Below are 18,877 nucleotides of genomic sequence, written 5' to 3'. Positions count from 1 at the left end.
CGCGGGATCAGATCCTGCGGGCCAGCAGCAGCCATGCGGCCACCGCGTTGAATGCCGAATAGCCGACATAGGCCCAGACGAAATCGGGCCAGCCATTGCTCGCCAGCATCAGCGCGAAGAACAGCACCGCGAATTCGGTCACCAGCGCGGCCCCGCTGCCGAGCTTGCGACTCACCAGCGGCAGCCGTGCGAACAGCGGGTGCCGGCTGTCGAATACGGCGCGATTGAGCGCGAAATTCGCGATGCCCAGAACAAAGATCACGGTGGTCTGCCATGCCATTGGCGCCACTATGGCCTCGCGCCGGTCGATTGGAAACCGCCATTTGTCCGGCACTTCATGCCGTCCGTCCCAGTGCCGCCGCGCCGGTCGAGCGGCGGGCGCGGGTTGATCGACCTGTGGCTGAAGCCCCTTGGAAAGCGGTTTATTTCTGAACTCGGCAGAGCGCCTGGCAACCCCCGGATCGGCACCGCCGCCCGATCACAGGCCACCTGCCGATGGAGATGACCATGAAGACTTTTGCACTCGCCACTGCGGCGCTCGGCCTTGTCTGTTCCGCCGCGACCCCGGTTCTGGCCGAACCGGTCGAAAAGATGAGCATCGAAGTGAAGCTCGATGACATCAATCTTGCGAGCCCCTCGGGCCAGAAGCTGCTCGACCAGCGGATCGAACGCGCGGTGCGCGTCGTGTGCCGCACCGACGAGGTGACCACCGGCTCGCACATCCTGACGCAGGAGCGCCGCGAATGCGTCACCAAGGCCCGCGCCGACGCCCGTCAGCAGGTCGCGGCCATCACCGGAGATCGCCAGCGCGGCGGCTGAACCGCGCAGATGCTTCACGGCAGGCACCAACCCCGCGGTGCCGCCGTCATGGCCCGAACCCTTCCAGTCCCTGGGGTTCGGGCCGTTTTTTTGGGAAGCGGGAGGTCTGCGCCACCGATAGGTGGCCGCAAATCAACGTCCGGCCATCGCCTTGACGCGGGCGAGATAGGTGCGGCCGATGCGCAGCGCCTCGCCGTTCTGCAGCTCCACGGACCATACACCCAGCCCGTCGTGCCTGAGCCCGCGGATATTGTCGCGGCGCAGGATGGTGGAGCGGTGGATGCGGATGAACTGTTCGGGGTCGAGCCGGGATTCGAGGCCCGCGATGGTCTGGAGCAGCAGGTAGAAGCGCGGCGCATCCTCGCCGCCCACGTGCAGCCGCACATAATCGCGCTCGGCATCGATCTGGTGGACCTCGCTCACCGCGATGCGCAGCAGTTCGGAGCGGTGCGGCACCCACAATTCGTCGAGGAAACGGCTGGTCTTCTGGCGGCGCGTTCCGCGGCGGGCGAGCGCACGCTCGATCGCGCGTTCGAGCCGGTCGGCGGCGACGGGCTTCAGGACATAGTCGACCGCGTCACAATCGAAGGCCTCGACCGCGAAGTGATCATGCGCGGTGACGAAGATCACCACCGGCGCCTGTTCCTGCCCGGCGAGATGCCGCGCCACACCCAGCCCGTCGAGCTCGGGCATGGTCATGTCGAGCAGCACCAGATCGGGTTCGAGCTTTTCCGCCAGCCGCAGGGCTGCCGCGCCGTCGCTGGCGGTGCCGACCACCTGCACGCTCGGGATTTCGGCGCAAATGACCTGCACCCGCTCGACCGCGAGCGGTTCGTCATCGACGATCAGGGTGCGAAGGGCGGTGGTTTCGATCTCGCTATCCATCATGGCGGCTCGTCGATCTGGTGAGGGGAATGCGGATTTCGGTGCGGTAGCCGTCCGGAACGGGGGCCGAGGTGAAGCCGATATCGGGGCCGAAACGCGCCTCCAGCCGGTCGCGCACATTGGCAAGCCCGATGCCGAAGCCGTGATGCGCGCCCTGCGGCACGCCCGGCCCATCATCGCTGACGGTGATCACCAGCCGGTCAAACTCCTCGCGTGCGGCAATCGTGATGGTGACCGGACGGGCCACCGCCGAGATCGCGTATTTGACCGAATTCTCGACCAGCGGTTGCAGGATCATGCCGGGCACGCGCGCGTCTTCCAGCCCGGCGGGCAGATCGAACACGCACACCAGTCGTTCGGGGAAACGCACGGCCTCGATATCGAGATAGAGCCGCTGGAGATCGAATTCGTCGCTCAGCGAAACATCCGCCGTCGGCTCGTTGGCGAGCGAATGGCGGTAGAAACGGCTGATCGTCTGGATCATCTTCTCGGCCCTGTCAGCCTTGCCGATCATCACCAGCGCGGAAAGCGAATTGAGGGTGTTGAACAGGAAATGCGGGTTCACCTGATAGCGCAGGGAGCGCAGCTCGGCGGCCTTGGCGGCGGAGCGGAATTGCTGCTCGCGCCGCTCGGCACTGCGTGCCTGCACACCCGCGAGCAGCGCGAAATAGGTCGAAGCCCAGGCCAGGAGCAGGAAGTAGCGCCCGAGCGCGACGTCGAGCAGGCGGCGCCAGAAATCGGCCTGGGTTTCGGCCGGCTCGATAATCACCGACTGGGTCGCCCCCGGTGCACCCTGCCCTGCGGCATCCTTCTGCGCGATCGGCACATCGATCAGCAGGTTGCCGCTTTCGTCGCGGCGCAGATTGAGGTTGTTCTTTTCGGCATAGGCCTGCTCCATCACGGGGGCCATGTCCTTGAAGACGAGATAATTGACCTGCCCGATTGCCAGCGCAGCCGGCATCGCCAGCGCGATCGCGGCGGAGATCTTGAGCCATAGCGGGCGGTTGTCGAACAGCCGCAGCAGCAGCCACATCACGAGCGTGAGCGCGACACCCGCCGCCGTCACCAGCAGACGCCGCCAGCCGAGCTCGAACTGGAGCCCGAAATCCATCACCATCGAGCGCATCGTGGTGAGCGCGAAATAGGTCGCCCACAGCACGATCATCGAAAACAGCACCGTGCGGAACGGCACGGTCGCATCGGACGCGGTCGCGGTCGGTTCAGAGTTTGAAAGTGTCGCCATTATGCCGATCAGCGATACCGCGCCCGCCGGTGGATGACCACCAGGGCGGGCGCGTGTCGTCGGGCAGTGACTCGCATTGGTCGAATGATGAACGGCCGTTCAGCATCGACGAGCGTTGTTTCTGCGTGCCACCTGTGGTGGCACAGACCCCCCGCCCCACCTCCCCGCCCGGCCACCAATGATACCATCAGACTATGGTGGCCGGGCGGGGGGGTGGGGCGGGAGGTCCGCTCGCTTATCAGAACACCAACAACACTTAATCTCTCGGCTTGATCATGTCCGCCGGCACAACCCACTGGGCGAATTGCTCTTCGGTGAGCAGGCCGAGCGCCAGCGCCGATTCCTTCAGCGTCGTGCCTTCGGCATGGGCCTTCTTGGCGATCTTGGCCGCGTTGTCGTAGCCGATGTGGGGGTTCAGCGCCGTCACCAGCATCAAGCTTTCGTTGAGCAGCTGGGTGATGCGGGTGGTGTTGGCCTCGATCCCGACCACGCAATTGTCGGTGAAGGCGTGGCTCGCATCGCCGATCAGCTTGATCGACTGGAGCACGTTGTAGATGATCACCGGCTTGAACACGTTGAGTTCGAGGTGGCCGTGCGATCCCGCCACACTCACCGCCATGTTGTTGCCCATCACCTGCGCGCAGACCATCGTCATCGCCTCGCACTGGGTCGGATTGACCTTGCCCGGCATGATCGAGGAGCCCGGTTCGTTGGCGGGCAGGCTGAGTTCGCCGAGACCCGAGCGCGGGCCGGAGCCGAGCAGGCGGATGTCGTTGGCGATCTTCATCAGGCTGACGGCGAGCACATTGAGCGCGCCCGAAATCTCGACCATCGCATCATGCGCGGCGAGCGCCTCGAACTTGTTCGGCGCAGTGACGAAGGCGTGGCCGGTTTCGGCGGCGACTTCGGCGGCGAAGGCGGTGTCGAAACCGACCTTGGCGTTGATCCCGGTGCCGACGGCGGTGCCGCCCTGCGCCAGCTCCAGCACCCGCGGCAGCGCGGCTTCGACGCGGGCGATGCCGTATTCGATCTGCTTGGCGTAGCCCGAGAACTCCTGCCCCAGCGTCATCGGGGTCGCATCCTGCAGGTGGGTGCGGCCGATCTTGACGAGGTGGGCGAATTCCTGCGCCTTGGCGTCCAGTGCGCCGTGCAGCTTTGTCAGCGCCGGGATCAGGTGATCGCTCGCTTCCACGGCCGCAGCGATGTGCATCGCGGTGGGGAAAGTGTCGTTCGACGACTGGCCCATGTTGCAATGGTCATTGGGGTGGACGGGCGACTTGCCGCCCTTGTTGCCGGTGAGGATTTCGTTTGCGCGGCTCGCGATCACCTCGTTGGCGTTCATGTTGGACTGGGTGCCCGAGCCGGTCTGCCACACCACCAGCGGGAACTGGTCGGCCAGCGTGCCGTCGATCACTTCGCGCGCGGCCTGGACGATCGCCTCGCCGATTCCGGCATCGAGCACGCCGAGCTTCATGTTGGCCTTGGCCGCCGAAAGCTTCTGGATGCCGAGCGCACGCACCAGCGCGGGCGGCATCTTTTCGCCGCCGATCGGGAAGTTCACGATGCTGCGCTGCGTCTGCGCGCCCCAGTGCATGTTGGCCGGAACCGCCACTTCGCCCAGCGAATCGGTCTCGATCCGCACCTCGCCGTCGGCCTTCGTCATGTCACTCATCGAACCCATCCCTGCTTGTATCGAAAAGAAGCCCTTGCGGGCGATGCCTTCCCTAAGCACCGGCTGCGGGCGAGGTCAAAGCCCGAAATTGCGAGCCGGTGGCGGCGCGGTCCAATGGCGCAAAGACCTTGGAACACAGGCCCGCCTTCGTCTAAGGAAGAGTTGACGGGCTGTATTATGCACTTAATACAGCCCTTGGAGCAAGCATGACCGACCTGACCATGACCCGTGAACGCCCGAATGACACCAGCATCGCCCGCCGGGCGATGATCGACAGCCAGCTGCGCACCAGCGGTGTGAACGAGGAATATGTCCTCGCCCGCATGATCGCCGTGCTGCGCGAGGATTTCCTTCCGCAAGACAAGGCCCCGCTCGCCTATATCGACCGTGCGGTGAGTCTTGGCGATGCCGGCCATCTCGCCAGCCCGCTGTTCTACGGCAAGCTGCTGCTCGAAGCCCAGCCCGCCAAGGATGACCGCGTCCTCGTGGTAGAAGGCGGCACCGGCTACCTCGCCGAACTGCTGCGTCCGCTGGTGGCAGAGCTTGCCACCGTCAGCGCCGCCGAGGCTGCGGGTATGACGGGCGAGGGCAATTACACGCTGATCGTGATCGACGGCGCAATCGAGCAACTGCCCGAAGGCCTTGCCGCACAGCTGGCCGAGAACGGGCGGATCGTATCGGGGCTGGTGCTGCGGCAGGTGACGCGGCTTGCCGCGGGCCGCAAGGTGCTCGGCCAGGTGGCGCTCCAGCCGGTCGAGGATATCGGCATCCCGGTGCTCCACGCCTTCGACGCGCCCAAACGCTGGACCTTCGCGTGAGCATTTCCCGTCCTGCCTTTCGTCTTGCCGCTTCGGCAAGCCTGCTGGCGCTCGCCGCGCCGGCGGCGGCCGACAATCTGCGCGAGGCGCTGGCAGAGGCCTATAACACCAACCCGACGCTCCAGTCCGCCCGTGCAAACCAGCGCGCGACCGATGAAGGCGTGGCGATCCAGCGGGCAGCGGGCCTGCCCGATCTCAACCTCACGGCAACCCACACCGAATTCATCCGCCAGTCCGCGAACGCCTTTACCGCGCCCCAGCGCAACCTGGGGGTGGTCGCGCAGTTTCTGGTGCCGGTCTATTCGGGCGGCGCGGTGCGCAATGGTGTCGCCGCCGCACGTGGCCGGGTGGAGGCGGGTCAGGCCGATCTGCGCAACGCCGAAAGCGCGGTCTTCAGCCAGGTCGTCGCCGCCTATATGGACGTGCTGCGCACCGAGGCGCTGGCAACGCTGGCGGCCAACAATGTCGCGGTGCTCAAGACCAACCTTGAAGCCACCAGCGATCGGTTCCAGATCGGCGATCTGACCATCACCGATGTTGCCCAGTCGCGCTCGCGCCTCGCGGTGGCGGAAGGCGATCTGCAACAGGCACAAGCAAGCCTGATCGCCGCGCGCGAGACCTATATCCGCCTTGTCGGACAGGCGCCGGGCCAGCTCGAAGCCCCGCCGCCGCTGCCGGGCCTGCCCGAAAACGTGGGCGAGGCGATTGTCGCGGCGCTCGAAAACAATCCGAACCTCGTTGCCGCCAAGGAGCGTGCGCAGGCTGCGGGCTTCGACACCAAGGTGGCTGGCGCAGGCCGCCTGCCGACCGTCGGCCTGTTCGTCAACGGCCAGTACAGCGACTTCTTCGGCACGCTGGGCGGGCCGATTGCAGCCAATTTCGTGCAGGCGGAAACCACCGCCAATGCCGGCGTGCGAGTCACCATCCCGCTGTTCCAGGGCGGCGATCCGGCAGCCCGCCAGCGGCAGGCAGGCGCGCGCGAAAGCGCTGCGCTGGAAGATGTGATCGCCTCGGAACGCAGCGTGATTGCCGAAACCCGCTCGACCTACACCAACTGGCAGGCCGCCAATGCCGTGATCAAGAGCGCGCAGGCGGCCGTCGAAGCCGCGGAACTCAGCCTTGAAGGCGTGCGTGCGGAGAACTCGATCGGCAACCGCCAGATCCTCGACGTGCTCAATGCCGAGCAGGAACTGCTGCAGGCCCGCGCCCAGCTCGTGACCGCGCGGCGCAATGCCTATGTCGCCGGATTTTCGCTGCTGGCGCTCATGGGCCGGGCCGAAGCGCGCGATCTCAACCTCGATGATGGCGTCGTGATCTATGATCCGGCGGTCAATTTCGAGCGCGTGCATGATCGCATTTTCGACTGGGACCGCGATCCCAAGGCCGAAGCCAAATCCACCAGAACCGTTGACATTCCGGCACCTGACGCAACAATCGGCCCGCAACTGCTGCCTGGCGAAAAGTGACGTCCCGATTCGGGACAGGAAAAAGCGCGGATCGTCCGGCAGCCCGGAAAGGGCGGAAAATGGGACACGAGGGCGAAGCTTCGGTCGAGGAAATCCTCGAATCGATCAAGAAAGTGATTGCGCGCGACAACCGCGCCGTCGCGCTTGAAGCACGTCGTCGCCGCGAGGATGCGCCCTTGCCGCCGGTCGAGATCACCCCGCTGCCGATGCCCGATCACCCGCGTGCACATCAGGTGCGCGACGAGAAAGGGATCCTCGATCTGGCGGACATGGAATTCGCGCCCGAGGGCGTAACCAGCGCCCTGCCGCTGGCCGCGTCGCAGGAAGAATCGCCGCTGATCGCCGATCAGGTGCTGGGTGCGATGCAGGAAAACCTCGCCGCGCTTGCCATGCTGGCGGAGCCGCCCGCGCGTCCGCAGATCGTGCGTTCGGGCGAAACCTCGCTCGAAGGTCTGACCCGCGAACTGCTGCGCCCGATGCTCGCCGAATGGCTCGAAGCGAACCTGCCCGCAATGGTCGAACAGATGGTGCAGGCCGAAATCGCCCGGATCGTCGGCAAGCGCCCCTGAGATTGCCCTCGCATCTGGCGCGAGGGCGCGCGGCAGGCTAATCCTGCCGCCCATGTATCGCACCATCGCTTCGGGCGCTCTCGTCGCCGCCGTCACCCTTCTCGCCGCGCCGCTGGCCGCCGAGAATCCCGCCTCCATCCCCGGCCTCACCGCCCCGCCAATGAGCGCGAAGGATCTGGTCACCCTGCCGCGCCTCGGTGCGCCGGTGGTGAACAGGGAAGGCACGCTGGCGGTCTATCCCGTCACCACCACCGATCCCGAAACCCTCAAGCGCACGCCGACGCATTACATGCTCGATCTGACCACCCCGGGCGCGAAGCCGGTGGCGGTCACCTTCCCGATCCGCGCTTCTTCCCCCGCTTTCGGCGCGGACGGGCAGCTTTATTTCCTCTCCAGCGAACATCCGCAGGGTGACGGGGTGGAGCCGCGCGGGCGGGTGTGGCGCGTGACGCTGGCGAAGGACGGCACCACAAGCATGCCGCAGCTCGTCGCAGGCTATCCCGATGCCGATCTCGCAGGCTTCAAGCTTGCTCCGGGTGACAAGGCCATCGCCCTGTGGGCCGAAGTGCCGCGTGATTGCCAGAAGCTCGGCTGCGGCGCGGCCCAGCCGCAGCACCTGCCCGGCCCCGGCACCGGCAAGCTCTATGACGGCGCGGACGGGTTCTACCGCCACTGGGACCGCTGGGCGACCCCGGGCCGCCCCAACCGCGTCTTCGTCTTCCCGCTCGCAGGCGGGCAAGCGCAGGGCGATGGCGTTCCGGTTGACGGTCGCGATCCCGCCACCGGCATCACTGCCGATACGCCGACCATGCCCTTCGGCGGCGGCGAGGACATCGCCTTTTCGCCCGATGGCAGCCGCGCCTACTTCGTCGCGCGCCTGTCGGACGGGAACGAGCCGGGCTCGACCAATCTCGATATCTACGCCTCCGACCTGTCAGGCGCCGCGCCGACCCTGCTGACCGGCAGCAACGCCGCCACCGATACCGCCCCCACCCCTTCGCCCGATGGCAGGTATCTCGCGTGGCTGGCGATGGACCGGCCGACCTACGAGGCCGATCGCCTCTCGGTGCGGCTGATGGATTTGAAGACCGGTCAGGTGCGCAATCTCACCGAGACGATCGACCTCAGCTTCGGCAGCATCACATGGGACGCCGACGGCAAGGGCCTGATCGCCACGGCTGAACAGGTGCTCGATACGCCCGCGTTCCGCATCGATGTGGCCAGCGGGAAGGTCGAACGGCTCGATCTGATGGCCGGGAACGAGGCGCATATCGCCAATGTCACGCCCATGCCGGGCGGCCGCCTGCTGTTCACCCGCGATTCGCTTGGCAATCCGTCCGAACTCTATCTGTCCGATGCGATGGGGCAGGCCCGTCCGCTGACCGATGTGGCCACCACCCGCATGGGCACCCTCGCCAGCATCGTCACCCGCCGCTTCAGCTTTGCCGGAGCCAATGGCGAGACCGTGTGGGGCCAGATCACCCGCCTTGCCGATCAGACCGGGCCGATCCCGGCGCTGCTCTATATCCACGGCGGGCCCCAAGGCTCCTTCAACGACAGCTGGTCAAACCGCTGGAACCCGCGCGTCACTGCCTCGCAGGGCTATGCGGTGATCTCGGTCGATTTCCACGGGAGCACCGGATACGGGCAGGCCTTTACCGATGCCATCAACCAGAACTGGGGCGGATGGCCGCTCGAAGATTTGCAGAAGGGCCTTGAGGCCGCATTGGGGCTCGACCCCCAGATCGACGGCAGCCGCGCTTGCGCGATGGGGGCGAGCTACGGCGGCTACATGGTCAACTGGATCGCGGGCAACTGGCCTGAGCGGTTCAAGTGCATCGTTCAGCACGACGGCATCTTCGATATGCGCTCGATGTATTATTCGACCGAGGAACTGTGGTTCCCGCGCTGGGACTTCGGTGGTTCGTACGAGCAGGCGAAGGACGTCTACGAGAAGTGGAACCCGGCAAACCACGTGAGCAAGTGGCAGACGCCGATGCTGGTGGTGACCGGCCAGCTCGATTACCGCGTGCCCTATAGCCAGGGACTGATGAGCTTCACCGCCCTGCAGGAACGCGGCATCCCTTCGCAATTGCTGGTCTTCCCGGACGAGAACCACTGGGTGCTGGGCGCGAAGAACTCGCTGCAATGGCACAACACCGTGTTCGCGTGGCTCGACCGCTGGCTGAAGCAGGACAAGCCGAAGTGAGCCGACAGGAGCTGCTCTCGGCGCAGACCGCGCTCGCCAAGCATTACGGCGATGCGGGCAAGGGAAGCGCGATTGCCCGGCACATCATGCTGTGCGCGGTGTCGGAGAAACAGAAATGCTGCTCGCGCGAGGCGGGGATGGAGAGCTGGCAGTTCCTCAAGGAACGGCTGAAGGAGCTCGGCCTGGTCGGCCCGCAGCGTGACGCGGACAGCCCGCGCGGAGCCGGCGGCGGGGTGCAGCGCACCAAGGCGGACTGCTTCCAGGTCTGCGCCGCAGGGCCGATCGCGGTCGTGTGGCCGGACGGGGTTTGGTATCATTCGTGCAGCCCGCAGGTGCTCGAACGGATCATCCAGGAGCATCTGGTGGGCGGGGCGCCGGTGGAGGAATACCGCCTTACCCCCCCTTAATCCTCCGGCGGGCTCCAGAACTCGTCGCGGCTCGGCATCTGGTTGTCGACCGATTCGTCGTGGCCCGTGCCGTTGGAGAGGAAGACGAGACCCATCAAGCCGCCGCCGAGCAGCATTGTCAAGCTGATCCCCAGCGCCACCGCGATGTAGAAATGCACGGAAATCATGCCATTATAGGCAAACAGCAGCCCCATCGCCACCGCCACGACCAGCACCGTGGCGGCCAGCAGCAGCTTCATGATCTGGCGATAGCGCGCCCAGGCGTAAGCAGCGTTCACGGGATCATCGAGCGGGGACTTGCGCGTCATGGGCCTGCCATGGCGTGCGCCCACGCGCTTGGCAACGCGAGAAAGATGCAAGCGACGGTTCGTCCGGTGCAAGCTCGCCCTTGCAGGCCGGATTCGCCTTTTCCCGCGAAAGATGGCATTTTTCGCAGGTGGAGAGAGGGAGTCTGCCATGACCATAGCCAGAATCATCGCCCAACGCGGCCCGTCGGACATCATCGCCTGTGATGTCAGCACGTTGGTCTCCGAAGCCGTCAGCATCCTTGCGACCAAGCGCATCGGCGCCCTGCCGGTGCTGCGTGGCGGCAAGGTGGCCGGCATCGTGTCCGAGCGTGACGTGATCTACCGCCTTGCCGATCAAGGCGGCGCGTGCCTTGATCTGCCGGTCGAAGAGATCATGACCTCGCCCGCGATCACAGTCGAACCCGGCACCCTGATCGATGATGCGCTGGCGATGATGACCCGCCGCCGGTTTCGCCATTTTCCGGTGGTTGAGAATGGCGAGCTGATCGGCTTCATCTCGATCGGCGACCTCGTGAAATACAAGATGGATGAGGTCCAGCACGAGGCCGAAGCGCTGCGCAGCTATATCCAGGCCGGTTGAAGGCTTGAGGATCGCGTCCACGCGCCCTAGATTGGGGTCATGAGCGCAGAGCCCCTGATCCTCACCCCTGCCGCCGCCAAGCGGGTAGCCTTCATCGCCAGCAAGCAGGCGCGTCCGGCGATCCTGCGCCTTGCAGTCGAGGGCGGGGGGTGCTCGGGCTTCCAGTACAAGTTCGATCTGGCCGATGCGCCGGATAGCGACGACAGCATCAGCGAGACCGACGGGGTCAAGCTGGTGGTCGACCCCATGAGCCTCGATCTGATCGCGGGCAGCACGGTCGATTTCGTCGAATCGCTCGGCGGGGCGGCCTTCAAGGTCGAAAATCCGCAGGCCGCGGCCGGCTGTGGCTGCGGAGCGAGCTTCGGGATTTAGGTTAGACCCGCGCAAGGCTTTCGGGCATCAGGGCGCGCATGAAAATCGCCACCTTCAACATCAACGGCATCAAGGCGCGCGGCCCGCGTCTGCTAGAATGGCTCGCCGAAACGCGGCCTGCGGTCGCCTGCCTGCAGGAAATCAAGACGCAGGACGATGGCTTTCCCGCCGCCGATTTCGAAGCGCTGGGATACAGCGCGATCTGGCACGGGCAGAAGAGCTTCAACGGAGTGGCGATCCTCGTCGACACACAGGCCGGCTACACCCTCACCGAAGTGCGGCGCGGGCTCGGCATTCCCGGCCCGAATGAGGGTGACGAGGAACAGGCGCGCTATCTCGAAGCCGATGTCTCGGGCGTGCGGATCGCCTGTCTGTACCTGCCCAACGGCAATCCCCATCCGGGGCCGAAATTCACCTACAAGCTGGCGTGGATGGAAAAACTGCGCGCGCGCATGGGGGAAATCTGGGCCGAGGAAGTGCCGGCCGTGGTGCTCGGCGATTTCAACGTCATCCCTGAAGATGATGACGTCTGGTCGGTGAAGGCCATGGCCGACGATGCACTGATGCAGCCGGAAAGCCGCGCGGCCTTTTCCCGCCTGCTGGCCGATGGCTGGGTGGACGCGGTGCGCACCCACAATCCGCGCGGCGGGGTGTGGACCTATTGGGACTATCAGGCCGGTGCCTGGCAGCGCGATCACGGCTTCCGCATCGATCACATCCTGCTCTCGCCCGAATGTGCCGACCGGCTAGAAGCCGTGGGTGTCGACAAGACCTATCGCGGACGCGAAAAGGCCAGCGACCACACGCCTGTTTGGGTCAGGCTTTCGACCTAACCGAACTCGGTGAGCGCCGCCGCAAGGGCGACAGTCCTCAAGTAGCGAAGCGATAGGACCAAAAAGCGCCGCCCGCAGCGGCGTGGGGGCTTGCCCCCACATTACCCGCGAGGATTATCTATAGAAAATATGCGTGTCGATCTGGGCGAGGCGCGTCTTGCGATGGCTCCAGCCCGGGCTGACGTGGCGGGCGTGGAAGAAGGTCGCATCGCCGGCTTCGCTCTCCCACAGGCCCTGATGGGCGATCTGGGCAATCGCCACCGCGCGGTCCCATGCGGCCGAGCCGGCGGGAGCCTTCGGCATGGCGTTGCCGCGCATGAAGGAAAACTGGCCCTTCTGACGCACCACGCCGCAATAGGACTTGGGGAAACGGCCGTCCTCGGTGCGGTTGATAATGACCTGTGCGACCGCCAGCTGGCCATCGAGTGCCTCGCCGCGCGCTTCGAAATAGACCGCACCGGCAAGGCAGTGCAGCTCTGCATCGAGCGGGGTGTCGGTATCGACCATGCCCACCAGCTCGGCAAGCGAGCCTGCTTCGGTCAGCACCGGCGCGCCGTCGTCAGCCGGCAGCGGCTGCACCACGGGGTTCGAAATGAATTCGGGGGTCTGGGGAACCAGCTCGGCCACATCGGTCTCGATCAGCTGGTCATTGGCAACCTGGGCCAGAGCCGCGGCGCCATCGACGCCGGGGACTGTCACGCTTGCCATCGTCATCGCGGCAATCGCGACAAGGGAGAAAGTCTTGCGACTCATTCACTCTACAAAACGGGCGGTGAGCGGGCTCTGGCGCAGGTGGAACGCCTGTATCCGTTGCCGGATACGTGGGGCATTCAAGAGAGGACCTGCCGGCCGCCCCCCGTCTGCGTGTTGATCAAGGGGCCGGATTGCCGCCTGTCAGCCTGCGCTGGGAAGTGGGGCGCCCCTACGCGGCAGGGGCCGAAGGTCAAGTTAACGCGTCGATTTGCGCGACGAAGCGTTCGGAATTGGCGATATCCACCTCGATCAGCCAGATATCGGGGTCCTGACGGCGGCGGCGCGCTAGATATTCGGAAAAATCTGCCGGATTTTCAGGATTTTCCGCCTTTGTCGCAACAAAAGAACGCGATCCGTCGAGCGCAGGCATCCTTTCGTAAAGCCGCGAGGGCTCGTCACGATAGACGGTTACCAGCAGGATTGTGCCAGCGTCCCGCTCGCCCTTGGCCAGCACCGTCGCAAAGCCGCCCTGCGATTCGGCGAGGCGCAGGATCGCGCTCACCTCGAGACGCGCAGGCAGCCGGTCGCGCAACTCAGCCCGCCGCTGCCGCGTAGCCGGGCAGGCTGGAGAGCGCGATGCGCGAGCGCATGAAGGTGCCGGTGCCCCGGCCGATTTCCTCGCCCTCCTCGTCCACCAGCCGCGCCTCGGCCACGAACACGCGTCGCCGCCCGCTGACCCAGCGGCCCTCGGCCGTGACGGTGCCGGCGCGCACCGGCTTGGTGAAGTGGAGGTTGAAGCTGGTGGTCAGCAGGAAGCGGTCCGTCGCCAGGGTGTTGGCCGCGTAGAAGGCGGCATCGTCGAGCATCTTGAAATAGATCGTCCCATGCGCCGCGCCTGCCGCGTGATAATCCTCGCGCGTGACAGTGAAGGTCAGCCGCGAGACGCCTTCGCGCGGGATATGCAGCGAGGAGGCGAACTTGCGGTTGATCGGCGCGGAGGCATAGAGCCGCTCCAGCGCGCGGTAATGTCCCTCGGCCCCGGTGATCGGGACGGCATGATCGGAAAGACTCATGGCCGGGTGCGTAGCAGGGCCGTCAGGCGGCGTCCCGCTCGAACTGGTGGGTCAGCAGCGCATAGGCCGCCTCGGTCGTCGGTGCATCGGCGAGCATCTGGAGCTTCGCCTCGTCCCGCGTCAGCCGCGAGATCGCGGCGAGTGCGTGGAGGTGGGTCGCCCCGGCGTTCTCGGGCGAAACCAGCCCGCACACCAGCGCAACAGGGCGCGAGTCTGCGGCGGCGAAATCGATCGGCTGTTCAAGCCGGATCAGCGCGAGGCTGGGGCGGCGCACATCCTTGCTGCGGCAATGCGGGATCGCCACCCCGCGCCCGAACCCGGTGCTGCCCAGCGCTTCCCGCGCTTCGAGGTTTTCGAGCACCTCGATCCGGTCGAGCCCGTAGGCACCGGCCAGCAGATCGGCGAGTGCGGCCAGCACCTTCGGCTTGCTGTCGATACGATCGAACAGAATCGCCTGCGGGGAGACTGCGAGGTTGACGTCCATCTTGCGAAAATCCCGAAATAAAAGCCCGCGTACAGAGCAGATCCGGAAAGTCAGGGTCTGATGAAAGACCCTGCCAACCGGGGCGTTGCGCCCCTCCTGCTGCTGCCGCGTGAGCCCGTTGCCTGCATGAAATCCCACCCGATAAGGCAGGCGCGGGCTCTATCGCGGTTCGACCCATCCAATCGAACCATCGGCGCGTCTGTAGACCATATTATGGCTTCCGGTGCCAGCATTTTTGAAAAACAGCGCCGTGGTGTTCCTGAGGTCGAGCATCATCACCGCGTCCGCGACGGTCGCGGTCGGAATGTCCACCCGGGTCTCGGCGATCACCAACGGAGCATCGGCGGTGACCACTTCCTCTTCCTCGTCCTCGACTGCGAAGATGGTGTAGGCCGCCTCTTCCTCGCCGCGCGCGTGATCGGCCTGTTCGTGGCGATCGGTCAGGCGGCGCTTGTAGCGGCGCAGCTGCTTGTCGATCTTCTCGACCGCATTGTCGAAGGCGAGGTGAACGTCATGGGCGCTGCCCTGCGCCTTGAGGATCAGGCCCTGCATGACATGGGTGACGATGTCGCAGGTGAATGCTCCTGCGGGAGCCTTGCCGAAGGTTACGTGAGAGGACAGCGCCCGGTCGAAATACTTGTCGACGATTGCGCCGAGGCGGTCAGCGGCATGTTCCTGCAAAGCCGCGCCAGTGGCCATCTGATGGCCCGAAATGCGAATATCCATAAGTTGTCAGCCCTCCCGTCAAAGATGCCGATCCCGGTTGGTAGTCCGTGTGGCGTTGTGCCTTTCGCGCGTCCTCCTCAGCGTGCCCAGATGGCGTTTTCGATTCCGGCGATGAACGCAGCGTGGCGTTCAAGCTCCTCTTCGCTGGCCGCGTGCGGCCGGGCGGCGCGGGCGGGGCGATCGGCCCGCGCTGCCCCGATGGTGGTGATATTGGTCTGGACCTCGACAGTCACTTCTTCGGCAACCAGGCCAAGCCCGATCTGGCGGCCACCGGTCAGCTCGACATAGACCTGCGCGAGCAATTCGGCATCGAGCAGCGCGCCGTGCTTCACGCGGTGGCTCCGGTCGATCCCGTAGCGGGTGCAAAGCGCATCGAGGCTGAGCTTGGAGCCGGGGTGCTTCTTGCGCGCGAGCTGCACCGTATCGACCATCCGGTCCATGCTGATCGGCGCGCGGCCGATCTTCTCGAGCTCGTTGTTGAGGAAGCCGAAGTCGAACCCGGCATTATGCGCCACCAGCGGAGCATCGCCGAGAAATTCGAGCAGCTCGTCCGCCGTATCGGCAAAGCGCGGCTTGGTGGCGAGGAAGGCGGCGCTGAGGCCATGGACCCGCTCCGCCTCGATCGGCATGTCACGATCGGGATTGAAATAGGCGTGGAAGGTGCGGCCGGTTTCAACCCGGCCGATCATTTCGACGCAGCCGATTTCCACCATGCGGTCCCCGGTCTTGGGATCGAGCCCGGTGGTTTCGGTGTCGAAAATGACCTCACGCATTTGCAGGACTATCTGCCCATGCGGTGAGTCTTGCAAGCGGTCCTTGCAATCAAAATGAAGCAATCAGCGCTGCCACCTGTGCGCGGGTTTCTTCAAGGCTGGTTCCGGTGTCGATCACGTGATGGGCGCGGGCGCGTTTTTCCGAATCGTGCAGTTGCAGCCCGTAGATGTGCTCGAACTTCTCCACCGTCATGCCACTGCGGGCGAGCACGCGGGCGCGCTGCACCGCCTCGGGCGCGGAGACGACCACGATCATGTCGACGGCCTCGTGCCCGCCGCGTTCGAACAAGAGTGGAATGTCGAACACCACGGCGGGCTTGGCGGCATTGGCTTCAAGGAAAGCGGCGCGCTTGGCGGCGACGGCGGGGTGGACGATGGCCTCGAGTCGCGCCAGCGCGGATTTGTCGGCGAAGACCTGATGGCCCAGCCGGTCGCGGTCGACGCCCTCGGGGCCGGTCGATCCGGGGAAGGCAGCTTCGATGGCGGGGACAAGCGCGCCGCCGGGGCCCTGCATCGCGCGCACTTCGGTGTCGGCGCAGAACACCGGGATTCCGGCATCGGCAAACATGCCTGCGACAGTCGACTTGCCCATGCCGATGGAGCCGGTGAGGCCGATGATTTTGGGACGGGTCATTGGGTCAGAATCTCGCGCAATTCGGCGTCATGCTGGCGCGGGGCGGGCTGGCCGAAGAATTTTGCGAAGGCGACTGCCGCCTGCCCGATCAGCATGGAAAGCCCGTCGATGGTGCGATGCCCCTTGGCACGCGCTTCTTGAAGGAAGGTGGTGTCCAGCGGCGCGGTGACAATGTCATAGGCGACGGCGCCCGGCGGCGCGTGGCTCCAGTCGAAGGTGAGCGGCGACTGGCCGGTCATGCCGAGGCTCGAGGCGTTGATGACGAGATCGCAGCAGCCTTCGCGGTCGTCGAAGGGAAAGTCGGTCGCATCGGCAAAATGCGCAAGGTCAATCGCGTGATGTTCACCCTTGGGTGCGAGTTCATCGAGCAACGCGTGGGCCTTGGCCGGATCGCGTCCGGCGACCACCAGCGTGAAGCCTTGGCCCGCAAGCGCAGCAATGATCGCCCGCGCCGCGCCGCCGGTGCCGAGGATGCGGGCCATGCGGAAATAATGGGTGCGGGCGAGGTCTTTCGCCAGCGGTTCGAGGAAGCCGGCGGCATCGGTGTTGGTGCCGGCCAGCCGCCCGTCCCCCAGCGGCAGGATTGTGTTGACCGCACCGATGGCATCCGCGGGCGGGTCGATCCGGTCCAGCTGCGGCATCACCGCCTGCTTGTGCGGCATGGTGACATTGCACCCGCGCCAGTCGGGGTCCGCGCGGCGAGCGGCGAGGTAGTCAGCCAGTTCGTCAGGGCGGACATGGCAAGCGCGATATTCGGCATCGATCCCCAGCTTTCCGAGCCAGAAATTGTGAATCGCGGGTGACTTGGACTGCGCGATCGGATCGCCGATCACCTCGGCATAGCGACGCGTCATGCCAGCAGCACCCCTTCCTCGCGCAGCGCGCCGAGCAAGGGCAGAAGCGGCATGCCGAGCACGGTGAACTGGTCGCCCTCTATCTCCGAGAACAGCTGCACCCCCGGCCCTTCAATGCGGAAAGCGCCGACCGTGTGGCTGATCGCGGGCCATTCGAGCGCGAGATAATGGGCGATGAAATCCTCGGAGAGCTCTCGCACATGGAGGCGCGCGATGCTGGCGTGGCTCCATTCGCACCCGCTATCGCGCACCAGCGCGGCAGCGGAGTGCAATTCCATCACCTTGCCGGAGAAAAATCGCAGATGCTCGGCCGCTTCCTCTGCCGAGCGCGGCTTGTCGAAGCGGCGGCCGGCGCACACCACCAGCGAATCCGAACCCAGCACCAACGCCCCCGGGTAGAGCGCGGCGACAGCGGCAGCCTTCGCCACCGCCAGTGCCTCGGCGATGTCAGGCGGGACGGCACCGGCCAGCCCGGCTTCCACCGCGCGCTCGTCGATATCGGCGGGGATGCTTGTGTAAGCCACGCCCGCCGCATCGAGCATCGCCCGGCGCGAGGCGCTTTTGCTGGCGAGGATGAATGTCATATCGGCTGGCCCACGCCGCCTTCGCCCGCCGGCTTGCGCCCGCGTTCCTGCGCGAGGCGGATGATCGCGGCGGCGGTCTCCTCGATCGAGCGGCGGGTGACGTCGATCACCGGCCAGCCATTGTCGCCGAACATCCTGCGCGCGAATTGCAGCTCGGCCTTCACGCGGTCATTGTCGACATAGGCGGTCTCGGTCGCCTCGTTCAGCGACAGCAGGCGGTTGCGGCGGATCTGCACCAGCCGTTCGGGCGAGGTGGTGAGGCCGACGATCAGTGGATGGCGCAGCCCGAACAGCGCGGAGGGCGGGGGGCTTTCCACCACCAGCGGGATATTCGCGGTCTTGAACCCGCGGTTGGCGAGATAGATGCTGGTGGGTGTCTTGGACGAGCGCGACACGCCGACCAGCACGATGTCGGCTTCCTCCCAATCCTCGTAAGCAATGCCGTCATCATGGGCGATGGTGTACTGGATCGCCTCGACCCGCTTGAAATAGTCCTCGTCCATCGTGTGCTGGCGGCCCGGACGGCCATGCGCTTCCTGCCCCAACTGGGCTTCCAGGGAGGCCGTTACCTGATCGAGCACCGCGACGGCGGGCAGGCCCAAGTGGCGGCAATGCTCCTCCAGCCGCTTGCGGGTGTCGGGATTGACGAGGGTGTAGAGCACCAGGCCCGGATGCGCGGCGAGATCGGGCACGATCCGGTCGAGATGCTGAAGCGAGCGCACCATCGGCCAGAAATGGCGGCTGACATCGGGATTGTCGAACTGCGCGAGCGCCGCCTTGGCGATCATTTCCAGCGTCTCGCCGGTCGAATCCGATACAAGATGCAGGTTCAGTCGACTCATCGTGCTGCTTCGCTCGTTCGGCCGCCCGGGGGC

General features: G+C 65.7%; 24 protein-coding genes. 9 read left to right on the top strand and 15 right to left on the bottom strand.

What is annotated here, in order from left to right; translation table 11 throughout:
• Positions 1-7: 7 nt before the first annotated feature.
• A complete protein-coding gene (locus RSE14_RS10050; RefSeq protein ID WP_324073294.1) occupies positions 8-280 on the bottom strand; it encodes a hypothetical protein in 273 nt (90 codons plus the stop codon).
• A 227-nt stretch (positions 281-507) separates the two neighbouring features.
• On the opposite strand from RSE14_RS10050, the gene RSE14_RS10045 reads away from it, so the two are divergent.
• On the top strand, positions 508-819 hold the full coding sequence (locus RSE14_RS10045; RefSeq protein ID WP_324073292.1) for a UrcA family protein: 312 nt from the start codon (positions 508-510) through the stop codon (positions 817-819).
• A gap of 132 nt (positions 820-951) precedes the next feature.
• On the opposite strand, the gene RSE14_RS10040 is transcribed toward RSE14_RS10045, so the two are convergent.
• The 3 genes from RSE14_RS10040 to fumC all read right to left on the bottom strand — a co-directional run bounded on the left by RSE14_RS10040 (position 952) and on the right by fumC (position 4,619).
• Positions 952-1,707 (bottom strand): LytR/AlgR family response regulator transcription factor, encoded by a 756-nt coding sequence (locus RSE14_RS10040; protein ID WP_324073289.1) that lies wholly within the window; start codon positions 1,705-1,707, stop codon positions 952-954.
• Entirely contained in the window at positions 1,697-2,947 is a 1,251-nt protein-coding gene (locus RSE14_RS10035; RefSeq protein ID WP_324073287.1) for a sensor histidine kinase, read from the bottom strand. Before RSE14_RS10035 ends, RSE14_RS10040 begins: the two co-directional genes overlap by 11 nt.
• A gap of 256 nt (positions 2,948-3,203) precedes the next feature.
• The gene (gene fumC, locus RSE14_RS10030; protein ID WP_416379342.1) at positions 3,204-4,619 is read right to left on the bottom strand and encodes a class II fumarate hydratase; all 1,416 of its coding nucleotides are present in this window, start codon (positions 4,617-4,619) and stop codon (positions 3,204-3,206) included.
• Positions 4,620-4,825: 206 nt separating this feature from the next.
• On the opposite strand from fumC, the gene RSE14_RS10025 reads away from it, so the two are divergent.
• The 5 genes from RSE14_RS10025 to RSE14_RS10005 are packed head-to-tail and all read left to right on the top strand — an operon-like array spanning position 4,826 to position 10,088.
• On the top strand, positions 4,826-5,437 hold the full coding sequence (locus tag RSE14_RS10025; RefSeq protein ID WP_324073285.1) for a protein-L-isoaspartate O-methyltransferase family protein: 612 nt from the start codon (positions 4,826-4,828) through the stop codon (positions 5,435-5,437).
• A gap of 2 nt (positions 5,438-5,439) precedes the next feature.
• Positions 5,440-6,903, top strand: a complete 1,464-nt coding sequence (locus RSE14_RS10020; protein ID WP_416379379.1) for a TolC family outer membrane protein — start codon at positions 5,440-5,442, stop codon at positions 6,901-6,903.
• Between the two features lie 59 nt (positions 6,904-6,962).
• Positions 6,963-7,472, top strand: coding sequence for a DUF2497 domain-containing protein (locus RSE14_RS10015; protein WP_324073280.1), 510 nt, complete (start codon positions 6,963-6,965; stop codon positions 7,470-7,472).
• A 52-nt stretch (positions 7,473-7,524) separates the two neighbouring features.
• The gene (locus RSE14_RS10010; protein WP_324073277.1) at positions 7,525-9,681 is read left to right on the top strand and encodes a dipeptidyl-peptidase 5; all 2,157 of its coding nucleotides are present in this window, start codon (positions 7,525-7,527) and stop codon (positions 9,679-9,681) included.
• Positions 9,678-10,088 carry a (2Fe-2S) ferredoxin domain-containing protein gene (locus RSE14_RS10005; RefSeq protein WP_324073276.1) on the top strand — a complete coding sequence of 137 codons (411 nt, stop codon included), beginning with the start codon at positions 9,678-9,680 and terminating at the stop codon, positions 10,086-10,088. Before RSE14_RS10010 ends, RSE14_RS10005 begins: the two co-directional genes overlap by 4 nt.
• Here RSE14_RS10005 and RSE14_RS10000 read toward each other — a convergent pair.
• Complete coding sequence (locus tag RSE14_RS10000; protein ID WP_324073274.1) at positions 10,085-10,396, bottom strand: hypothetical protein; 312 nt, start codon at positions 10,394-10,396, stop codon at positions 10,085-10,087. The genes RSE14_RS10005 and RSE14_RS10000 overlap by 4 nt on opposite strands.
• Positions 10,397-10,544: 148 nt before the next feature.
• Here RSE14_RS10000 and RSE14_RS09995 point away from each other — a divergent pair, with 148 nt between their 5' ends.
• From RSE14_RS09995 to xth, 3 genes are read left to right on the top strand one after another with little or no spacing between them, the layout of a single operon-like run.
• Complete coding sequence (locus RSE14_RS09995; RefSeq protein ID WP_324073273.1) at positions 10,545-10,976, top strand: CBS domain-containing protein; 432 nt, start codon at positions 10,545-10,547, stop codon at positions 10,974-10,976.
• A 39-nt stretch (positions 10,977-11,015) separates the two neighbouring features.
• Positions 11,016-11,348: a HesB/IscA family protein gene (locus RSE14_RS09990; protein WP_324073272.1), complete on the top strand. Its 333-nt coding sequence runs from the start codon at positions 11,016-11,018 to the stop codon at positions 11,346-11,348.
• Between the two features lie 38 nt (positions 11,349-11,386).
• Positions 11,387-12,181, top strand: a complete 795-nt coding sequence (gene xth / locus RSE14_RS09985; protein WP_324073271.1) for an exodeoxyribonuclease III — start codon at positions 11,387-11,389, stop codon at positions 12,179-12,181.
• A gap of 114 nt (positions 12,182-12,295) precedes the next feature.
• On the opposite strand, the gene RSE14_RS09980 is transcribed toward xth, so the two are convergent.
• From RSE14_RS09980 to RSE14_RS09935, 10 genes are all read right to left on the bottom strand, one after another.
• Positions 12,296-12,934, bottom strand: a complete 639-nt coding sequence (locus RSE14_RS09980) for a cell wall hydrolase (protein ID WP_324073270.1) — start codon at positions 12,932-12,934, stop codon at positions 12,296-12,298.
• A 190-nt stretch (positions 12,935-13,124) separates the two neighbouring features.
• Positions 13,125-13,466, bottom strand: coding sequence for a DUF1491 family protein (locus tag RSE14_RS09975; protein ID WP_324073269.1), 342 nt, complete (start codon positions 13,464-13,466; stop codon positions 13,125-13,127).
• Position 13,467: 1 nt separating this feature from the next.
• Positions 13,468-13,947 (bottom strand): PaaI family thioesterase, encoded by a 480-nt coding sequence (locus RSE14_RS09970; RefSeq protein ID WP_324073268.1) that lies wholly within the window; start codon positions 13,945-13,947, stop codon positions 13,468-13,470.
• Between the two features lie 22 nt (positions 13,948-13,969).
• Complete coding sequence (locus tag RSE14_RS09965) at positions 13,970-14,431, bottom strand: PTS sugar transporter subunit IIA (protein WP_324073267.1); 462 nt, start codon at positions 14,429-14,431, stop codon at positions 13,970-13,972.
• A gap of 159 nt (positions 14,432-14,590) precedes the next feature.
• The gene (gene hpf, locus RSE14_RS09960) at positions 14,591-15,157 is read right to left on the bottom strand and encodes a ribosome hibernation-promoting factor, HPF/YfiA family (protein ID WP_324073265.1); all 567 of its coding nucleotides are present in this window, start codon (positions 15,155-15,157) and stop codon (positions 14,591-14,593) included.
• Between the two features lie 77 nt (positions 15,158-15,234).
• Positions 15,235-15,930, bottom strand: coding sequence for a DNA polymerase III subunit epsilon (dnaQ, locus tag RSE14_RS09955; RefSeq protein WP_324073264.1), 696 nt, complete (start codon positions 15,928-15,930; stop codon positions 15,235-15,237).
• Positions 15,931-15,979: 49 nt separating this feature from the next.
• Positions 15,980-16,564, bottom strand: coding sequence for a dephospho-CoA kinase (gene coaE / locus RSE14_RS09950; RefSeq protein WP_324073262.1), 585 nt, complete (start codon positions 16,562-16,564; stop codon positions 15,980-15,982).
• Positions 16,561-17,418, bottom strand: coding sequence for a shikimate dehydrogenase (gene aroE / locus RSE14_RS09945; RefSeq protein WP_324073260.1), 858 nt, complete (start codon positions 17,416-17,418; stop codon positions 16,561-16,563). The genes coaE and aroE overlap by 4 nt, the downstream gene beginning before the upstream one ends.
• Positions 17,415-18,002, bottom strand: coding sequence for a Maf family protein (locus RSE14_RS09940; RefSeq protein WP_324073259.1), 588 nt, complete (start codon positions 18,000-18,002; stop codon positions 17,415-17,417). The genes aroE and RSE14_RS09940 overlap by 4 nt, the downstream gene beginning before the upstream one ends.
• Positions 17,999-18,844 (bottom strand): pyruvate, water dikinase regulatory protein, encoded by an 846-nt coding sequence (locus RSE14_RS09935; RefSeq protein WP_324073258.1) that lies wholly within the window; start codon positions 18,842-18,844, stop codon positions 17,999-18,001. The genes RSE14_RS09940 and RSE14_RS09935 overlap by 4 nt, the downstream gene beginning before the upstream one ends.
• Between the last annotated feature and the right edge of the window lie 33 nt (positions 18,845-18,877).

Source organism: Erythrobacter sp. (assembly GCF_035194505.1).
In the GTDB taxonomy this organism is placed as follows: Bacteria; Pseudomonadota; Alphaproteobacteria; order Sphingomonadales; family Sphingomonadaceae; genus Erythrobacter.
Note: the sequence above shows the minus strand (reverse complement) of the source record. Positions and strands in the feature narration are given on the sequence as shown.